The 18,978-nt window shown below is 40.8% G+C and carries 18 protein-coding genes; 3 read left to right on the forward strand and 15 right to left on the reverse strand.

Annotated features, from left to right (window positions below; genetic code table 11):
* Nucleotides 1-469: 469 nt before the first annotated feature.
* On the reverse strand, nt 470-1,240 hold the full coding sequence (locus MHB50_RS16075) for a class I SAM-dependent methyltransferase (protein ID WP_340084199.1): 771 nt from the start codon (nt 1,238-1,240) through the stop codon (nt 470-472).
* A gap of 119 nt (nt 1,241-1,359) precedes the next feature.
* Here MHB50_RS16075 and MHB50_RS16080 point away from each other — a divergent pair, with 119 nt between their 5' ends.
* Nucleotides 1,360-2,277 (forward strand): LysR family transcriptional regulator, encoded by a 918-nt coding sequence (locus MHB50_RS16080; RefSeq protein ID WP_340084200.1) that lies wholly within the window; start codon nt 1,360-1,362, stop codon nt 2,275-2,277.
* A gap of 172 nt (nt 2,278-2,449) precedes the next feature.
* Here MHB50_RS16080 and MHB50_RS16085 read toward each other — a convergent pair whose 3' ends face one another.
* From MHB50_RS16085 to MHB50_RS16105, 5 genes are all read right to left on the reverse strand, one after another.
* Nucleotides 2,450-3,178, reverse strand: a complete 729-nt coding sequence (locus tag MHB50_RS16085) for a hypothetical protein (RefSeq protein ID WP_339164732.1) — start codon at nt 3,176-3,178, stop codon at nt 2,450-2,452.
* Nucleotides 3,175-3,882: a hypothetical protein gene (locus MHB50_RS16090; protein ID WP_340084201.1), complete on the reverse strand. Its 708-nt coding sequence runs from the start codon at nt 3,880-3,882 to the stop codon at nt 3,175-3,177. The genes MHB50_RS16085 and MHB50_RS16090 overlap by 4 nt, the downstream gene beginning before the upstream one ends.
* Nucleotides 3,879-4,733 carry an ABC transporter ATP-binding protein gene (locus MHB50_RS16095; RefSeq protein ID WP_340084203.1) on the reverse strand — a complete coding sequence of 285 codons (855 nt, stop codon included), beginning with the start codon at nt 4,731-4,733 and terminating at the stop codon, nt 3,879-3,881. The genes MHB50_RS16090 and MHB50_RS16095 overlap by 4 nt, the downstream gene beginning before the upstream one ends.
* Nucleotides 4,730-5,341, reverse strand: a complete 612-nt coding sequence (locus MHB50_RS16100; RefSeq protein ID WP_340084204.1) for a TetR/AcrR family transcriptional regulator — start codon at nt 5,339-5,341, stop codon at nt 4,730-4,732. The genes MHB50_RS16095 and MHB50_RS16100 overlap by 4 nt, the downstream gene beginning before the upstream one ends.
* A gap of 972 nt (nt 5,342-6,313) precedes the next feature.
* Complete coding sequence (locus MHB50_RS16105; RefSeq protein ID WP_339164739.1) at nt 6,314-7,570, reverse strand: NlpC/P60 family protein; 1,257 nt, start codon at nt 7,568-7,570, stop codon at nt 6,314-6,316.
* A 391-nt stretch (nt 7,571-7,961) separates the two neighbouring features.
* Here MHB50_RS16105 and MHB50_RS16110 point away from each other — a divergent pair, with 391 nt between their 5' ends.
* Both MHB50_RS16110 and MHB50_RS16115 read left to right on the forward strand, forming a co-directional pair.
* On the forward strand, nt 7,962-8,543 hold the full coding sequence (locus MHB50_RS16110) for a TetR/AcrR family transcriptional regulator (RefSeq protein ID WP_339164741.1): 582 nt from the start codon (nt 7,962-7,964) through the stop codon (nt 8,541-8,543).
* Between the two features lie 53 nt (nt 8,544-8,596).
* Nucleotides 8,597-9,805 carry an ABC transporter permease gene (locus MHB50_RS16115; RefSeq protein WP_340084205.1) on the forward strand — a complete coding sequence of 403 codons (1,209 nt, stop codon included), beginning with the start codon at nt 8,597-8,599 and terminating at the stop codon, nt 9,803-9,805.
* A gap of 71 nt (nt 9,806-9,876) precedes the next feature.
* Here the strand turns inward: MHB50_RS16115 and ltaE are convergent, their stop codons facing one another.
* From ltaE to MHB50_RS16160, 9 genes are all read right to left on the reverse strand, one after another.
* Nucleotides 9,877-10,920 (reverse strand): low-specificity L-threonine aldolase, encoded by a 1,044-nt coding sequence (ltaE, locus tag MHB50_RS16120; protein WP_340084206.1) that lies wholly within the window; start codon nt 10,918-10,920, stop codon nt 9,877-9,879.
* A gap of 88 nt (nt 10,921-11,008) precedes the next feature.
* Nucleotides 11,009-11,758 (reverse strand): alpha/beta hydrolase, encoded by a 750-nt coding sequence (locus tag MHB50_RS16125; protein ID WP_077110342.1) that lies wholly within the window; start codon nt 11,756-11,758, stop codon nt 11,009-11,011.
* Nucleotides 11,759-11,816: 58 nt separating this feature from the next.
* Nucleotides 11,817-12,431: an HAD family hydrolase gene (locus tag MHB50_RS16130; RefSeq protein ID WP_339164748.1), complete on the reverse strand. Its 615-nt coding sequence runs from the start codon at nt 12,429-12,431 to the stop codon at nt 11,817-11,819.
* 388 nt (nt 12,432-12,819) lie between these two features.
* Nucleotides 12,820-13,221 carry an effector binding domain-containing protein gene (locus MHB50_RS16135; protein WP_340084207.1) on the reverse strand — a complete coding sequence of 134 codons (402 nt, stop codon included), beginning with the start codon at nt 13,219-13,221 and terminating at the stop codon, nt 12,820-12,822.
* A 658-nt stretch (nt 13,222-13,879) separates the two neighbouring features.
* Nucleotides 13,880-14,425, reverse strand: a complete 546-nt coding sequence (locus MHB50_RS16140) for a bifunctional transcriptional activator/DNA repair enzyme AdaA (protein ID WP_339165495.1) — start codon at nt 14,423-14,425, stop codon at nt 13,880-13,882.
* A 187-nt stretch (nt 14,426-14,612) separates the two neighbouring features.
* A complete protein-coding gene (locus MHB50_RS16145; RefSeq protein WP_340085355.1) occupies nt 14,613-15,887 on the reverse strand; it encodes an amino acid permease in 1,275 nt (424 codons plus the stop codon).
* 942 nt (nt 15,888-16,829) lie between these two features.
* On the reverse strand, nt 16,830-17,444 hold the full coding sequence (locus tag MHB50_RS16150; RefSeq protein ID WP_340084208.1) for an ABC-2 transporter permease: 615 nt from the start codon (nt 17,442-17,444) through the stop codon (nt 16,830-16,832).
* Nucleotides 17,445-18,305, reverse strand: coding sequence for an ABC transporter ATP-binding protein (locus MHB50_RS16155; RefSeq protein WP_077109751.1), 861 nt, complete (start codon nt 18,303-18,305; stop codon nt 17,445-17,447).
* A 2-nt stretch (nt 18,306-18,307) separates the two neighbouring features.
* Complete coding sequence (locus tag MHB50_RS16160; RefSeq protein ID WP_077109752.1) at nt 18,308-18,682, reverse strand: GntR family transcriptional regulator; 375 nt, start codon at nt 18,680-18,682, stop codon at nt 18,308-18,310.
* Between the last annotated feature and the right edge of the window lie 296 nt (nt 18,683-18,978).

An 18,978-nucleotide genomic window follows, 5' to 3' on the forward strand; every position in this document is an offset into this window, starting at 1 on the left:
GGACACTATGATTTGGAAGTCTAGCCCAGCGCAAACCGGGACATAGGTGCTACAGTCAAATCATGACTTCCCGCGGAGGCTGAATTTAGCATTACTGACGAGCCCCGAAGACAGTATCCACCAGTGGTTTTCAAAGAGAAGAACCCCCAAATCATGCAGAGCAAACATCGGTTTTTCTTCCCTCTCCCCCGATTGATTTTAGCATTCATTATATCCCATTCAGTGTTGGTTTGAAAAAGTTCAACTAACTTATAATGTAGACCGTTGCAGATGAATCTTAGCGGGACATGTCCATTAGAAACACAAATAGCAAGCAATGCAATGATGATATATGTAAACTGTAGAACGTTGCACTTTTTGGCTTTTACAATCTCTATCCAAACGCCTTTCGATGATATAAAGCGGGCACGGCCCCCTCAAATGAAAGTTTCTTTTGACCGTGCCCCATCTTGTTGGGAATGAAAATTTGTCATGATGCCTTCACTGCTATGATTTGAATTCTGCTATAATCCGCTTCCCATACCCCATCCTTCCATAAATATGGTTCAATCTTATCCTTTATTTTTCCATAAAGAACCATTTTCTCTCCTTCGGAAAATTCGGGGAAAAAATCATCTGCAAAACCTGCCAGCCAATGATACAGTCCTTTTTCTCCATCCGGCAATACGGTCGGTCTTAGAAAATGATGGGCGTATGTTACATTCAGCCCACATTTCTCCAATAATGCGCTATATTCTCCTATACTGGGGAAGTACCATGGATTTCTTTTTGCAGCATCCACTCCATACTCCTGGCCAAGCACCTCGGTTATACCCCAAATAACCGTTTGGACATTCCCTTTACCGCCGAATTCTGCCACGAAACGGCCATCAGGCAGTAATGCCTGCTCAATGGATTCGACGACTTTTTCAGCATTTTTCATCCAATGAAGGGCGGCATTGGAAAAAACAGCATCGTACTTTTCATTTGTTCTAAACGTTTCACCATCGCCAATGAAGAACGGTATGGAAGGATATTTTTCACGAGCCTTTGCAATCATTTCATCTGATGAATCCATTCCTGTCACCAGCGCGCCTGATTTCGAGATTTCATATGACAAATCCCCTGTTCCACATCCCAAATCAAGGATTCTTTCTCCCTTTTGCGAATGAAGCAGCCCTACAATGGACTTCCCAAAACGAGATACATAATGCAATTTATCATCATATAAATCCGCCTTCCACACATTGCTAGCATTCATGCCATAACACCTCTTTACAATGAAAAATATTGATATTTTGATTATAAGGTATAAAATAAATATTCATCCAAGATATAAAATCTATTATATTAATAGCTGTAAGCTATGGAGGGAATGCGATGGACATGAGACTGTTTGAGTATGTCTTAGAAATATATAAAACAAAGAGTTTTACAAAAGCCGCCAACCAGCTTCATATCGCCCAGCCATCCTTGAGTAAACAAGTTGCCAAATTGGAACAAGAACTGGGCGTATCTTTATTTTCCCGAAAACCCGGCTCTCCAGTGCAAGCAACACCTGATGGCCTTGTATTTGTGAAGAAGGCTGAAAAGATTTTACAAATGCGTCATGATCTAAAACGTGAAATGCTTGAACGCAAAGAAGGAATAAGGGGCGAATTAAAGATTGGATCTACCGCGATTACAGGAGGACTTATTTTGCCTCCCCTTTTGAAAACGTATAAACAACAATATCCGAATGTCAAAGTGGAACTCATAGAAGAATCAACGGAAACATTAATAGACTTGACAGCAAGAGGGGTGGTGGATGTTTCCATTCTGTCTCTCCCAATAGAAGACTCCCGTTTACATACGAAAACAATGTTTACGGAACCACTATATCTTGTTCTGCCACAAAATCTTTCTGTAAAAGAAAAACAGCATCCCTTGTCTATTCAGGATTTTGCTCATTGTCCGTTTATTTTATTGAAGAAAGGTTATGGCTTTCGCCGCACAGTATTGGAATTATGCGCGAGGGATGGGTTTGAACCACAGATCGCTTATGAAACTAGCAGTATTGAAACAGCACAAGCGCTTGTAGGACATGGTCTGGGAATTACCATCGTTCCTGAAATGGTGATTCAACAAAGCGCTTGCCAAAGCTCCCTTGTCTATTTCCCATTACGTTCAAATCCTACTCGTACATTAGTATTTACCTACCAAAAAGATAGATATGTCAGTATGAATGCCAGAGCTTTTTTCAACATATATGAAAAAAATGCAGATCACTGCACAGCCCATTTGCCGGCAGTAAAATAAGTAGGTAGAAAAGATAGCACCGTATGATCGATCCAATCGAACTCCCTACTCAAAATTAAAGAAGGGTTCATAGAAAAGATTCGACTTGGATCGTAACGGTCCCGATGTTTTTATTAACTGAAATACTTGCCCTTTAAACTCCCGCCAAGATGTTCCAGAGGAAGATTTTTGTCTAATGGATATTCCTGACGCACTTTCTATAAAAATACCATAAGATGAGCAGATGAATGAACAAGGCACACATTCCGTACAGGATGCTTTGCCCACTGTTGTTCCAAACACTTTCGATGAATTTCACGATCCAAAAAGTAGGGAGAACGCCGGCAAGCCATTGCATTCCTTTTGGAACAAAAAAAAGAATAAAAGGAGCGGTAATCAAAAAGCTTGCCATTTTACTCAAGGCAAATCCGTCAACCCTTGTTGTCGCATAAGCCACTAAAAACAACGAAAACAACGGGGCCAGCAAAGAGACAATACAGGAAATGATGACGCTCCAAAAAATGGACATCTCAACGACAGAAGCCAGCCGAAAAAATAGAAAGACCGCAACAATCGTCATCACGAAAGGACTTATTAATCGATAAAACAAATACCCTTTTTTCCCAAGCGGAGTGATTGAATAATAAGAAATCAATTGCAAATCTTTCTCTTCCAGCATTAAAAATCCCCCTACCATTCCCGTAAGCAACGGCAATAGCAATAAAAAGACTAAAAAAATGATTTTTGAATAAACAGCTATGTTGAAGTCAAATTTTTGCTGAAAGAAGGACAAGGCGATGGGGCCGCCCACTTGATATACTGTTATTAAAATAATGGGACCAATGAATGCCAGCAGAAGCATGGGGTCATGACGAATATTTTTCACATCCGCGAACGCGATAGGTGCAACTTTTTTCATCAATTTCTTGTGGCCTCCTTTTGAACGATGTAAGTGGAAAACCACCGCTCAGCCCAGACATAAAAAACGAGCACCCATCCTGCCAATAACAACACGGCCAAAAGAACATCTTTCCAACCTGTCTGTTCAAATCCCGCATTCAATAGACGTAAAGCCCCCTGCGCTGGAAGGATTATGCTAAAAGGCATCGGAAACAATTGCAAATGATGAACGATTGGCAGACCGGCTAGCACGAGTCCGAAAGGAAGTGACAGCAGGATAAAGCCATTGATGCTTTGACACCTTGTCGCCAGCGCCAGGCCGAGCAAACTAAAGAGGATGGACGTCAGAAAAATCCCCGCTATGAACTCCAGGCGAATCGTGTTCAATCCGAACGAAACGGCAAACAAAATGGTTCCGCTAATAAATGCTGGCGCTGCCAATGAAAGAATCTTTGCTTGTAAAAAAGAATGAATGTTGATAGGTGTTACGAAAAGCGTATCATATAGCCTTTGCTCCTTTTCCAACACAATGGTCGCCGCGACAAATGTAGAACCAAATGAACTAATTTCCGTTAATAAAAGGATCATCCCTGCCTGTTCTTTGGCGAGTCCAGAAAATAGCGACAAGAGCATAAGCAGCATCAACGTTAACACAAAGTAAGCCATATAAAAACCGTGGCGATATTGAAACTTGAGATCATTTTTGATTAACATCCATGTTTTCATGCCAGCGATTTCCCCGTCACTTTCACAAAAATGTTTCCCAAGGTTGTTTCTTGTGAATGAATCGTTTCTATTTCCTTTTCTTGAATTAGCTTGATAAAAGCCATGTTTGATCCAATTCCATCCAAGTCAAATTCTTGGCAATGTAAAGTAGAAGCAAGTTTATATTCAACGCTTAATTTTCGACGGCCATACTGAAGTTTCAAGTTTCTCGGTTTATCGATTAATGCAATCTTCCCATTCACAATAAAAGCGACACGATCGCAAAGATCATCGGCTATTTGCATATCATGGGTCGTGACTATCATTGTTTTCCCTTCTTCTTTCTTCTTCAAGATCATCTCTTTTAACAGTTCTTTATTTACTGGGTCCAAACCAGAAGTCGGTTCATCCAAAAATAGGAGCGCTGGATCGTGCAAAAGGGCCCGACAGAAGTTCAAGCGCATCTTCATCCCTTTGGACAAGTTGGAAAAACGTGTATTTCCATGCTGTTCCAAGCCAACCATTTTCAATAGTTTGTAAGGATCCTCTGTTTTTCGATTATAAAGGCCGCCGAAAAAACGCAAGTTCTCCAGCACTGTAAAACGGGAATAAAAATTTGGAAACTCAAAAGCAACGCCTATTTCTTCATAAAAATCTTCTTGAATCGCGCGAAGCTCTTGATTATCAATATAAACATTCCCGCGATACCCCGTAAGCATCCCTGTTAGAATGTTTTGCAGTGTGCTCTTTCCAGCGCCGGAAGGACCCAGAAAACCAAAAATTTCACCATCGGCAACATGAAAATTGACTCCTTTAATGGTTGGTACGGCCGCTTTTGGATAGGCATATTCCAAGTTTTCAACTTGAATCATTGAGTATCCTCCTCAAGGACGAGACTGTCAGCCATCATCTGGATAAATTGCGCCATCGCTTCCTCATATACGTCTTCCCCAATTGCATTTTTTTGCAGCGCCAAAAGAACTAAGGCACGAATCATACCGATAATCACATTCGGTGGCAGTTTCTGCATTTGCCCCTCTGTTTGCCAGCGTTCAATCAATGGCAATAGAAAATCCGCGTCACGTTGATGATTCATGGCCAGTTTTTCTTCAGGTAATTTTCGCATCAGCAATGCCATCGTATGTTCATCATGAAGCTGATGTAAAATCGGGCTTTTTTCCAATGAGTATATAGCTTGCTGAAGAAAATGAACGAAGCTGCTTTTTGTTAATCGGGCTGTTGCAATTTGATCGACCAATTCTCTTTGTATTGCCTGCTCTTCTTGTTCAATAATGTCAAAATACAATTCCTCCTTGGATGAAAAAAACTGATAAAAAGTCCCTTGGGCAATTCCTGCTTTTTTCGTCAGCTCTCCGATGCTCGTTTTTTGCAGGCCATGCACTTCAAATAAACGTTTTCCTTCAGTCAGTAATTTCTGTCGAATAAAGCGTTTTTCTTCTTCTGTAAACTTTTTTGCCATTATATCGTCTCCCGCCTTGATGAATGTGTGAATAATTTTATTTTATATTCATATAATATCATACCAACAGATCGTTTGAAAAGGCCAAAAGAAAAAATAAAGTGAAACTTCATTCAGTAGGAGTTTTCTTCCATTTCCTAACTGAATGTTAGTTGAACCTAATCGGGCATTTAGGTGCCGTTTTCTCCCACTTGGACCTTTTGAATTCCCTCAAGATCTTGAAGTGGGAGGCTTACGGCACTTTACATGCGGGATAAAGTGAAACTTCATTCAGTAGGGCTCCTACTGAATGTTAGTTGAACCAATCGGGCATTTAGGTGCCGTTTCTCCCACTTAGCCCTTTTGTATTCACTCAAGATTTTGAAGTGGGAGGCTTACGGCACTTTACATGCGGGATAAAGTGAAACTTCATTCAGTAGGGCTCCTACTGAATGTTAGTTGAACCAATCGGGCATTTAGGTGCCGTTTTTTCCTTTTGTATCAACTCTGATCTTGAAGTGGGAGTCTTACGGCACTTTACATGCGGGATAAAGTGAACTTTCCTTTTATACTTTTTACGTTTAAACAATCACCATGAGTACTTGCACATTGGTTGCAAAAGATACTGCTCATACCTGTCCCCCTTTTATGATTTAAAGAGCGAACATGCGCGAATACAAAAGTCATAATATTCAAAATAAAATGAGTGGATAGCATCATTCGTAATGGTTGTAGATTCGTCAAATAAGGCTCCAGTTAGGTTGATTACATTAAATTGGAGGGGATTTTTGTTCACCAAGAACGCCAGTGAAAAAAATCAAAGAGGTGAGATGTACAAGAAAGCGGATGGACATTTGCGCTGAATGGTTTGTTTTTAGGCAAAAGACCTTCAACGAAAAGCCAATATCATGTTTCACCGTTGTGAAATGAGTAACACCCAAAAACACGCAAACGAAAAACAGGAGGAAAACCCCCTGCTTTTGCTGTTCAGTCTTATTCAACTACACGTCTGACGTGGCCTTTAAAAACTCCGCTCCAATAACTTGAACCCATGCTATCAATAGCCGCACCATCAGTAGAGTTGCAGTTTAAGAAAGTTCCATTGCCAAGGTAAATGCCGACATGACCGTTTTTCTTGTAAGTATCAAAGAAAACAAGGTCTCCTCTCTTCATTTCCGAAGGGCTGACGGCTCTTCCTTGAGAGGCAAGCGCGCCCGTTGAAGACCCGACACTCACACCTGCAGACTTAAAGGACCAATGGATAAATGAAGAACAATCAAACAATCCGTTTGCGATATCACTAGGAGACCTGCCTCCTCCAAACTTATAGCTAGAACGGCCGATCAGTGAAGAACCCGCATTAATGGCTGTTTCAATAGCCGATGATCCTTTTTTAAATGTAGGAGTGGATGGCGCAGAAGGCTTGCTACTCTTGACCGCCTTACCACCTGATGTGTTTGTTGTCTGTGCAGCCGCTGTATTTCCGGATGCTGCTGCTGTTCCATTGCCAGATGATGATTCTGCTGTTGCATTGCCGGAAGCTGCTGCCTCTTCTTTCGCTTGTTGCGCTTCTGCGAGAATGGCAGCCTTTTGGATCTCTAAATCTTTCAATTCCTTATTTGCTTCATTTTTTTGCTCTTTCATGGCCGCAAGCAAGCTATTCTTATCGTTCATTTGATATGTAAGCTGTTCTTTCAACGCTTCTATTTCGGTCAAGTCGCTCTCGACTTGAGCCAACTTCTTTTGTAATTCCGCTTCAGAAGCTTCCAATGTTTGTTGGTCTTTCTTTTGCTCCTCGATAATCATTTTATCAGCGTCTAGAATTTTTGACATTGCCATCGTGCGGTCAACTAAATCTCCAAAGCTTTCCGCCTCTACAATCATATCCAGATAGTTGGAGGAACCTCCGTTTTGTTGGACGGCCCGAGCCCGATTTTGCAATACTTCTTTGCGTTTTTCAAGCCGCTCTTTCACCTCGGCGATTTTTGTTTCCAATTGCTTCGCTTCTTCTTTCGTTTTTGCAATGTCTTTTTCGGCCCCTGCTATTTTTTGATTTGTTTCATTCACTTTGGCCTCCAATGTTCCCAAAAGATCATTGATTTCCTTTTCTTTTGCTTGCAAAGATGAAAGCTCCTGCTTTTTCGCTGAAATCTCCTGATCCAAATTCTGATTCGCAAATGCGACACTATTTGGAAGTGAAGAAAGTAACAGACCTGTGCCCAATACGGATACGAGTAATCTTTTTTTCAATTTTACGTTTCCCCCTAAAAACTCTCTCTTTGTAATCTTAACTGCTAAAAAATGCTCTATTTCGTCAATAAAGCATATATCCGACATTCTGTATGTAATCCATAATGATTATAACATCAATTTTCGACAGAATGACTTTACAATCACCTTGCATTATTGTTTCAATCGTGTTACAAATATTACCTCCGTATCCATACTGTGGTTCACGTATGTTTTGATTCAACGGGCGACAAGCCTTTACACACCTTGTTTTGCGTAATGCATGAACTCTATATTGCAGCAAGTTTCCGCGGATTCTTTTGTAACAATCGGAATGAAACACTGTTGCCTTTTTATTATATCCATGCTACCATGCAAGTAATCACTTGCATTTATCAAGGAGTTGACCTATTTGCCTTCACAGTCTACATCTGACCGCATTCTTGATGCCGCTATCCGGTTGATCAGCGAAAAAGGATATGCCGCTGCCACAACCCGCTCGATAGCTGAGCTTGCTGGTGTCAATGAAGTAACAATCTTCCGCCATTACGGAAATAAACGCGCCATTTTAAAAGCGATCATTGACAAACTCTCTTATGGCCCGGTTTTGCAAAAAACAATTGAAACGGATGTCATATATGAATTGGAAACAGATTTATTTCATTTTGCAAACAAATACTTTCAATCTATGTTACCCATTAAGGACTTAGTTCTGATCGCCATCAAAGAAGTGGGGACATTTCCAGAAATTGGTGAAGAACTTGCAAATGTTCCCCGCTTTTTGAAAGAGCAGTTAATGGGGTATTTCGAAGAAATGAAAAAAAGAGGGAAACTGTTGGATATCAATGTAGAAGAAGTATCCTTATCCTTCATTGCCATCAATTTTGGCCATTTCATCTCCTATATCCGGTTGGGCCCAAAGATCACCGACTTGGATATTCACCAACTGCTGAAAACGAGTGTGTTTATTTTTTCTAGGGGAATCACCCCCTAGAAAAAATTTTGACCTACATGCAAGCAAGCACTTACACACAAGGAGGAATTTTCATGAAAGAATTAAAAGCATTTTTTAAGGTAAGGACTACTTATATGGGCATCATGGCGGCCATCATGTTTCAGCTCATCTTTTTCTCCGTATGGTTGACCGCTTATAAAGGAGTGCAGGATCGGACAGATCATCTGTCAATCGGAGTTGTGAATGAAGACCAAAAGAATGAAATGGACATAGCGAAGGAACTTGGGCAAACTCTCCCCTTCCAAGTAAAGCAATACAGTACTTTCAAAAAAGCTTCCCGTGAAATGGATGAGCGGAAAATAGAAATGATTATTCACATACCAGCAAATTTCACATCTTCTTTAAAATCGGAAGAACGCCCTTCCATTTATTACTGGATCAACCAGGCAAACGCAACATCCAGCAAAACGATGATGGAGCAAGTTGCAAAGCAAGTGAATCATGAGCTTAACGAAAAAGTGTTCTTACTTCAGAAAGCTGCAGGGACGGCGATGTTTGAGCAGAAGTTGCAGGAGATGCCTTTGGAACAGCCGGTTGCACAAGCCATTGAGGAAGCGGTGCAATCTGCCATTGCATCCATTGATCCAGAACCGGTTGAGGGAGTCATCAAGAAAACAAATGCCGCTGAAGAATTTTCAGCCAACCTTGTCCCACTCATGGTAATCATTTCTTCCTTTGCCGGTGCCATGGTTATGATTATGCAAATTCATGAAGCCGCCACAACCATTCGATCCGCCTATTCAAAATGGAGACTGTTCTTTGCCAGACAGTTGATTAATGTGGGGGTCGCCTTCCTGCTGCCGTTTTTGACCATCAGTCTCATGAAGTTATTTGCCGTTACAAGCCAGGAACCGTTTGGAATGATCTATCTTTTTCAAGCCATTATGTTTTTGTCCTTCCTAACGTTCGCTCAAGTATTTGTCTTTCTCTTCGGCAATCTCGGCATGGTGTTCAACATTTTGGCCCTCTCCCTTCAACTTGTCACGTCCGGTGTATTGGTTTCGAGGGAACTGTTGGCGAAAGGTTATCATGCCCTGGCGCCTTTCCTGCCGGCCACATATGGGGCAGACGGTTATTACGCCATTGTCTTTGGTGGAAACAGCAGCATACTTAAGGAAAATATATGGTATTTATTGCTGATTACAGGCATTACTTTCCTATTAGCCATCGGGGCGGTTGCAGTTTGGCGAGATTCCAGCAAGGAAAAGGTCCGTCCGCAAGGTACATCGGTGGTAAAGTAATATTCATGTATTGACGAAAAAGACTGATCATCCACTCAGTTTCCACTGATATGATGATCAGCCTCTCGTCATTAGCTTGAATGATTACTGCCGGCTATCTGCTTGACCACTTCAATAGTCCTGTCAATATCTTCACCCGTGATCCCTCTATGCGTCACAAATCTAATTCTGTATGGCCCCAAGCGGTTGGCTAAAACATCCAACCTGTTTAATCGCTTTATAAATTCTTCCGCACCCATCCCTAAACCAGCAACAGAAAACATCATTATATTACTTTCAACACCGTTCGCGTCAATGTCAATTCCGGCAATACGCTCCAATCCTTCAGCAAGCTTTTTCGCGTGACGATGATCGTCTTTTAGGCGGTCAATCATTTCTTCAAGCGCCACAATGCCGGCAGCCCCGACAATCCCTGCTTGGCGGGTTCCGCCGCCCAGCATTTTCCGCCACTTTCTCGCCCTTTCAATCAATTCTTTAGACCCTGCTAAAATGGAGCCCATTGGTGCGCTTAATCCCTTAGATAAGCAAAATTGAACACTATCTGTATATGTTGTTATTTCTTTAAGGTCAACACCAAGGCCAATGGCTGCGTTACATAATCTCGCGCCATCCAAATGGACAGGAATATCATGCTTTCTGGAAACTTGGTACACTTCTTCCATATAATGCAAGGGCAAAATTCGCCCGCCCGAATCAGCATGCGTGTTTTCCAGGCAAATCAAAGCGGTTCTCGGACAATGGACATCATCTTCCCGTATTGCCGCAACGATATCAGGAACGGGCATTTGTCCATTCACCCCTTTAATCGTCCTCGCCTGAACACCGGCAATTGTCGAAATCCCAGCTGTCTCATAATAGAAAATATGGGAGTTTTCCTCTAAAATGATCTCATCTCCACGTTGTGTATGTGATAAAACAGCCACCTGATTTCCTTGTGTTCCGCTCGTGACAAACAACGCAGCCTCTTTCCCCACCATCTCGGCAGCTAACCGCTCCAATTGCTGAATCGTCGGGTCCTCGCCATATACATCATCTCCCACTTCAGCATCCCGCATCGCATCGCGCATCTTCTGAGTGGGTAATGTGACTGTATCACTCCTTAAATCTATTGGCATTGGCAGAGCTCCTTTCAAATATGCCCCATTATTGATTCCAATACATTCCTATGTATACATGAACGGAAAAAGAAATGGTGAGATATGATTAATGCTCGTTCAACCAGTTTTCTACCAATTGATGAAACCCTTCTGGATCGGCTAAAGAGAAACCATGGCCCATTCCGGGAATGACCATGCCTTCGCAGTTCGGATGACTGTCCACAATCGCACTCATAGACTGTTTCATGATTTTTTTCTCTTTCTCGCCAACCGTTGCCAAAATGTGGCCGGTCGCGATTTCAAAGTTATTGGGGATCGTAAAAGACATGTTCTCTTCCATGACTCTCATGAAAGTATCTTTACTCATTTGACAACTTTCTTCATAGTAAATATCGAAATAGGATTCAGGTATGTACATAGATTTGGCTTGAATGTTGGAAAACGTCTTATTTTTTATTAACGGATGGGTGAAAGCCAACATTTTTGCTATTACTCTCGAAAAGGGGATCGGTTTCACTAAAGCGCTGTTGATCATTGCGTAATCAGCCACATCCGGCTTCATCCCAAGCATAGCAATGAGCACTTGGGCCCCTAAAGAAAAACCGATTGCAATCACCGGTTTTCCTTTGCCTTTTTCCTCAATCAAATCTATGATTCTTTCCGCACTCGAATGTATCGTGAATAAGGAATTGCCCTTATTTTGTCCATGCTCAGGCAAATCGGGAACGAGACAATGAAAATTAGTAGAGAAGTGGTTCACTTGCTTGTCCCACATCCAGCCGCTGACCCCGCCGCCGTGAATAAAAACCATTAAGGGAGACTTGTCCATTCCATATTCCTTGTAGTACAACGCCACTTCTTCACCTCCTGTTTCAACAAAATCATGATGGCCATATCACCGTAACAGTCCACTCTCAAAGCTGAAGCAAATCTTCGAACCGCTCAATCCTAGCATCATATTGTTCTACTGTTCCAAACCCGTATGCAGCGTAAACAAAAGGAATGCCTGCATAAGCTGCGGCGTCACGGTCTCCCTGGGTATCACCAACATAAATGGGAGAAGACAAATGATTTCGCTCCATAATAAGCTCGATATTTTGCCCTTTCGTCAGTCCGGTTCTCCCCGGGTTCTCAAAGTCTACAAAATATTTTTCAAGACGATGAAATGCAAAAAATGATTCAATGTACCCTTCCTGACAATTGCTCACAATAAACAATGGATATTTTTGGGAGAGCTCTTGTAATACCTCTTCCAACCTCGGATATAACGTTCCGCCGTTTTCCAACAAGTATTGATTTTCAACTTGGGAGCACTCCCGGATTAAGGCCAATTGACGTTCTTCATCCAAATAATCAAATAGCACCTTTGCAATATCTTGGATTTGCAAGCCCATCGTCTTCTTTAAATCATCTTTTGTAATCGTTCCTCTTGCATCGGAATATTGTTTAAGAACTTGATTCCAGACTTTAGCGACATTTTCCCGCGAATCCCATAACGTCCCGTCCAGATCAAATATAATACTGTCCACCCTTCTTCCTCCTTTAAAACAAGCTCTATTTTAAAGATACCATAGGGCCTGCCACCCGTGGCGTAAACATAAACATTCATCCTGGAGAGAAAATGTTATAGCCACTCAAGACAAAATCGGACATCGTGTTGACCTTATTACTTTAAAAAGGCAAAGCCGCTGAAAAAAAGATCGATCAAATGAAACAATAAAAAAAACAAAAAAAGATTTCTGAGAATGGATTTCTGTTTCACCTGTTGGAATAAAACGACGGAAGTATCCAAGAGTATTGAAGAGTTTTTGCAGCAGTCGATCCGAGGCAAGACGATCATCATTGAATGAAACGAAAACAGGCCGCTGGGCCTGTTTTATTGTGAAGGGAGACATTCAAAATGAGTTTTTTTATCCTTTATGATTGAACCGCGATATGAATTTCAATGTCTCCATTTGGTAAGTATTTTTCAAAATCATAGGAGTAAGCTCTCGCCAATAATCCCGCTTCTTCTTGTTCCCATATCTTTCCCCAAGTCTTTACGACACCTTGCTCATCACTGGCATCCACTTTAAAAATTTTATAATTTTCGCTTTTCGGTATTTCAATACATGTCTCACCAAAACGATCTTCAATGGCAACGCTTAATGAATAATCGCCTTTGTAATCTGATTCATAATCATAATAAACCCCAAATATGTCATCTTGATGTTGTCCCAGATGGCGATAAGCTTCCTCCCACATCGTTGTGATTTTTCCAATGAATTGGCCGTCATGAAAATTATTCGTCCTAATGCTGTCGACTACATATAATTTCATTTTGATCCTCCCTATCATTCGTTCTTTCACTTCAAGTATAGACTATAGTAGTTACGTCCTGACTTCGAAATAAGTTTCATCTATTTAGAGATTCTCGGGCATTTTTATGCCGTTTTAGATGGGATTTTGGATAAAACCAAGGGGGAGTTCAAAATAAAGTGAAACTTCATTCAAGGAATGCTTTTCTCCTTGAATGTTAGTTGAACTAATCGGGCATTTAGGTGCCGTTTTCTCACACTTAGACCTTTTGTATTCACTTAAGATTTTGAAGTGGGAGCCTTACGGCACCTTACATGCGGGATAAAAGAGAAGACAATCATAGGAACGTTAGTGGTCACCTCAAGTGTTTCACTTTTTTCTCAAAACCCTTACTATGGTGATATCTTTAGTGCGACTGGTGATTGACGAGCATTCATCTGGGTTTTCTCGTGACTTCAATCCACGCACTATTATAGAGTGCGCTCGTTTGGTCATATAAGAATCTATTACAGTGATCTATTTCAATCCACGAAACTTCATTAGTTTGGATACATATAGAAAGCCTTCTGGTTGAAACTACTCTTTTATATTATCCTATTTTCAGCGTTCTATTTGAGGATCTCGGGAGCCGCATATCCGTAGAAAAAGAAACGTGACAAGGATAGTCCACTTAGCAAAGTCACAATTTCCATCCCTTTTCCGCTCTAAATTGTTTTGGTGAACATCCGGATATTTTTTTGAACTGCCTGTAAAAGCTGGAAAAACTTTGGTACCCTACTTGAAAGCAAATTTCAGTGCTGCTGTAAGCCGTAGACAAGAGTAAATTCTTCGCCTTTTCAATTCTCATATGTTCCAGGTACATATGAGGAGTAAAACCCGTTTTCTCTTTGAAAATCCGATTTAAATGGTACGGGCTTACTCCAATTTCTCCTGCTAAAGTGCGTAGTAAAATTTTTTCATGGTAGTGATCTTCCAAATAGTTTTTTGCTTGTTCCACCACTTCTAATTGAGGATCATACATGTCAACGTGCAATTCGGGCTTGCATCGTTTACACGGCCGAAACCCTTGTTGCAAGGCATCTTTGGCCGTTTTGAAAAAACAAATATTTTTGTAATTCGGGGTCTTGGATTTACAAGAAGGCCGACAAAATATGCCTGTTGTTTTCACGGCATAAAAAAACTTGCCATCATATTGTTGATTACACGTAACAACCGCTTCCCACATGAATGCCGTTGAAAATGCAGTTTCCGCTGCCATCAGCAACCTCCCCTTTTATCAAGTGAAACTCAATACTCCACTGATTATTTGTTGAGCCCCATCAAGCTTTTACCGGGTGTTGAACACCAACTACACTTCACCTTTTACCTCGGTTTCTTAATCATCAGGCTTACTGCTAGTGAATGCTTCATTTCTAATCATGGAAATGCTCGCCAGTTGAAGGCCAAACCTTTTTCTGTAGTGTCATATAGCCCGCATACAACACAATGACGATGAATGGGGCTGTCAAATACAATTGAAAAAACGGCAGTACTAATATACACAGAATAAGTGATAGGAGCGAGCACCACCAAGGAAATGTGCGATTAGCGAACAGCTTAACACCTGCCGCCATTGAAAGAATATATACAAATACACCCAAGGAGGTCGGTATAAACAGAATATCATTGAAAGACATTGAATAGAACTCTGTCGTAACAACTCCCACTATTGCAAAGGCAACGACAAATATCACCATGCGTCTGGGAATTTGTTTTGTTCCATGTAAAACGGCGAGCTTTTTGGGAAAAGCCCCATCTCTTCCCAACGAATATCCGAGTTGGGCCAAACTGGCTACAAATGCATTAGACGTTCCAATACATATAATGAGGGCTAAAATGGCCGTCACTATTTGAGCTCCCACTCCAATTGTTTCTCCCATCATCACGCCAATTGGCGATAAATTGCTGTCTATATTTCCGTATGTTCCGGTGCCGATTGTAACAAAGCTTAATGCCAGGAACAATATGCTTATGATTACGGCGCTGACAATCGTGCTTTGAACAATATTTTTTTCCGGCTTTTTAAAATGATGAGCGAGGTTGCAAATAGCTTCCCATCCAAAAAATGACCAAAAAATAACGGTTACTGCTTTCCCAATAGAATACCAGCCATTAGAAACGAAGGGCGTGAAATTTCCCCATTCGATATGGACTAATGAGACAAGCACTGTAAAAAGTAATAAAAAAAGCAGACAGGCGCTGATCACCAGCGCAACTTTACCGCTTACCACAACACCATGATAATTGGCTATCCCTGCAATCAGCAAGATGATGATCGCCAACCCTGCCCTTTCAAAATCGTCCAGCCCAAAAGCAAGGCTGATGTAAAAAGCACCAGACATCGAGACAACCGTTTGGCCAACCGCGGCAGTGACAAAATATAACCAGCCAACCACATTGCCTAAGTGATCACCAAAGGAACGCCGAACAAATGTGGCTGCTCCTCCAGCGTCGGGATATTCACGAGCCAGACAGGCAAATGAATAAGCAAGCGGAAAGCTGATCATCACCACAATGGACCAAGACAGTATAGATGCCGGGCCTGCTATCGAAGCCGTTACACCGGATAAAAAAAGGACACCCGAACCAAGAATCGCGGCAATATACAATGCGACACCTTCATATAACCCAATCGATCGTTTTTCCACTGGCCACACCTCTTTCATAATGTGAAACTTCATTCAGTAGGGCTCCTACTGAATGTTAGTTGAACCAATCGGGCTTTTAGGTGCCGTTTTCTCACACTTAGGACCTTTTGTTTTCACTCAAGATTTTGATGTGGGAGGCTTACGGCACCTTATATGGTGGATAAAACTACCTTACCAGCCTTACACTTCATGTTCTTCTCTTTTCTTGCATTCTAATTCTGCTTTTTAGCCCAGGTTAAGAAAACCCGAACAGAAGTGAAAATCCAAGGCAGAGCATGAAAAAAAGAGGTTCCTTGCCAGGGAAAAACCTCTTCAGAAAAACGGTATTCGAATGTCGCTAGAATTTATACTGATAGGACGTTTTGCTATCTCATATGGGAAAACCCGGAAGTAGCATGTCCCAACTTCTCGCTTTGCGTTTAGCTAAAACTGAGATCGGCAACAGCACGTCCTGCTTTTCATTCTGATGGCGTAATGCAAGGTATCCGATTGACATAATGGCTATAAGGAGCGCCAAGACTTTCTTTAAAAAGCCGAATTCAGAAAAAATATGTGTAAAAGCTTCTGCTACCACAAGTAGAATGATTCTTACTATCATGAACCTTGACATACTCCCTATTTCCTCTTCGTTCACTCATTCTTCACCAAATAAAGTGAAGTTTCATCCAGTAGGCGTTTCCTTCCACCTCCTACTGAATATTAGTTGAACGAATCGGGCATTTTGCCGTTTTCTCCCACTTCGACCTTTTGTATCTACTCAAGTCTTGATGTGGTGTATATGGCACCTTACATGCGGGATAAAATTCGGCAATCGGCAAAAATAATCTCTTTTTTCCCATTTGTTACTCGTTCCGCAATCGAGAAATACTTTCATGCTATTCAACCATCGAAAAAGAAACAGAAGAGCGAAAGCTGTTTCTTCCACTCTTCGGTTTCAGTCACCTAAAAGGCTTTTCTTTCATAAATTCTAATGGAAAGTAACCAAGATAACCCGAACAAGATAAGAACGAAGATGCCGCCCATCAAATAAAGCTGTACATCAGGAGTTTTCATCAACCAGTTGATAAAAGTCCGAAATGACTCCTGAAAAAATTCAGAAATTAATTTAAAGGTAAGTAAATAAATAGCCATTAAAATCATGCCGCCCATCAGTACATGCTGTGGTTTAAATATATAAGAGCACGGTATGCTAAATGACGTAATCAACATCACCAATCCAAAGCCAACCAAGATATTTTCCAATGAAAATGCGGAGATATTTCCATTAATGAGTAAATGTCCCATATAAACCAACAGCACTACGCCTGTTGTATAAAGAACTGTACCGACATACTTTGAGCTGACAATTTCTTTTCGCGTGTAAGGCAAAGAGTTTAATAAAATATTCACCTGATCCTTCATGTCATAATACAAGGTATTCATTATAAAAGCTAAACTCATCGCAACAACAATCGTGGCATTTGGGATATTTTCCCATACAAAAAAACCAATAAGGGCTAAATAAAAAATAAAATAGTTCTTCTGAATTCGAACATCTTTTTTAATCAAATCCAACATCTAGACCTCTCCTTTATTTGTATAATACATGATGTCTTCTAACGTTGGTTTTTCTATTATGGCTTCTTCCCCAAATATGTTCATCACCCGTTCTTTATGTTCTGTCAATGCCTCAAAGCCGCTTTCGGTTTTTCTGATTGAAATAAATTCTTTCTCAGTATCGGCATCCAGCAAATCAAGGCTGCCTTTTACGATGGCATACTGTTCTTCAATTTGATACATTTCCTTTGTGAAAATATGCCTTCCGCCATGTATAAAGGTAATATAATCCGCAATCCGATCTAAATCTGTTGTAATATGCGTTGAAAACAAAATCGTTTTGTCTCCTGTAAGCATTAACTCGCGAAGAATTTCTAACAATTCCCTTCTAAATACAGGATCAAGTCCAGATGTTGGTTCATCCATGATTAACAATTCTGGATGATGGGATAGAGCCATGGCCAGCGAAGCTTTCATCTTCATTCCTTTAGAAAAAGTCTTTACTTTTTTCTTTAGCGGAAGTTCGAATAATTCAACATAGTAGTTAAACTGACTCTCATCCCATTGTGTATATGCAGGACGTATAATATTTTTCATCGCTTTTAAAGTTGAATCTTCATAAAACACATTTTCATCACAGACAAAGCCAATTTTTTCTTTGATATTTTTTGCATTTTTTTCATAATCCATGCCAAAGACCTTGATCGTCCCGCGGTCTGCTTTTATTAAATTCATGATCAATTTAATCGTAGTTGATTTCCCCGCCCCATTAGGGCCTATCATTCCAGTAACATAACCTTTTTTTACATCCAAGGAAAAATTTTGCAATTGAAAACCCTTGAACGTTTTTTCTACATTTCGCAGTTCGATGACGTTTTCCATTCTCAATCCACCTCATATAATAGCGTCAGCATTTCTTTAAGCTCTGATAGGCTTATGCCCATTTCTTTGGCATTCTGAATCGCATCCACCAGCTTTTCTTCCATGACCTTCAGCTTCTTTTCATGAATGATTTCTACGTTTTGTTCTGCCACATACGAGCCTTTTCCTACAATCGAGTAAATAAAGCCATTTTTCTCCAATTCCTCATAAGCCCTTTTCGTCGTAATGACACTTATTTGTAAATCCTTTGCCAGCTGCCTCATGGAAGGCAGAGGCTCACCCTCCTTTAATTGGGAGGTTAAAATAAGCTTTTTTATTTGGTTGGCAATTTGCTCATAAATGGGTGCCTTAGAACTATTGGATATGATAATTTGCATATTGGGTACCCTCTAATCAAATATTGTATATACACTATATATACAATATACACAAGATGAACACTCATGACAATGGAAAGATTTTTATTCGTAATTATTTTAATAACCAGATAATAAATGCGACTAGGAACCTAAAGGCCGCTCACTCTTCTTCCGGAAGATTTTCAAACGAAAAAAGCTTGTGGAAAACAATTGCTTTTTCCACAAGCCGAGTAAAGAATTAAATTGAATCCTGCTCCATGACGATGGATACCAAAATCGCCAAGCTGACAAGAATTAGCACAGTTAAATTGCTC

The organism is Siminovitchia sp. FSL H7-0308 (assembly GCF_037980985.1).
Lineage (GTDB): Bacteria > Bacillota > Bacilli > Bacillales > Bacillaceae_C > Siminovitchia > Siminovitchia thermophila.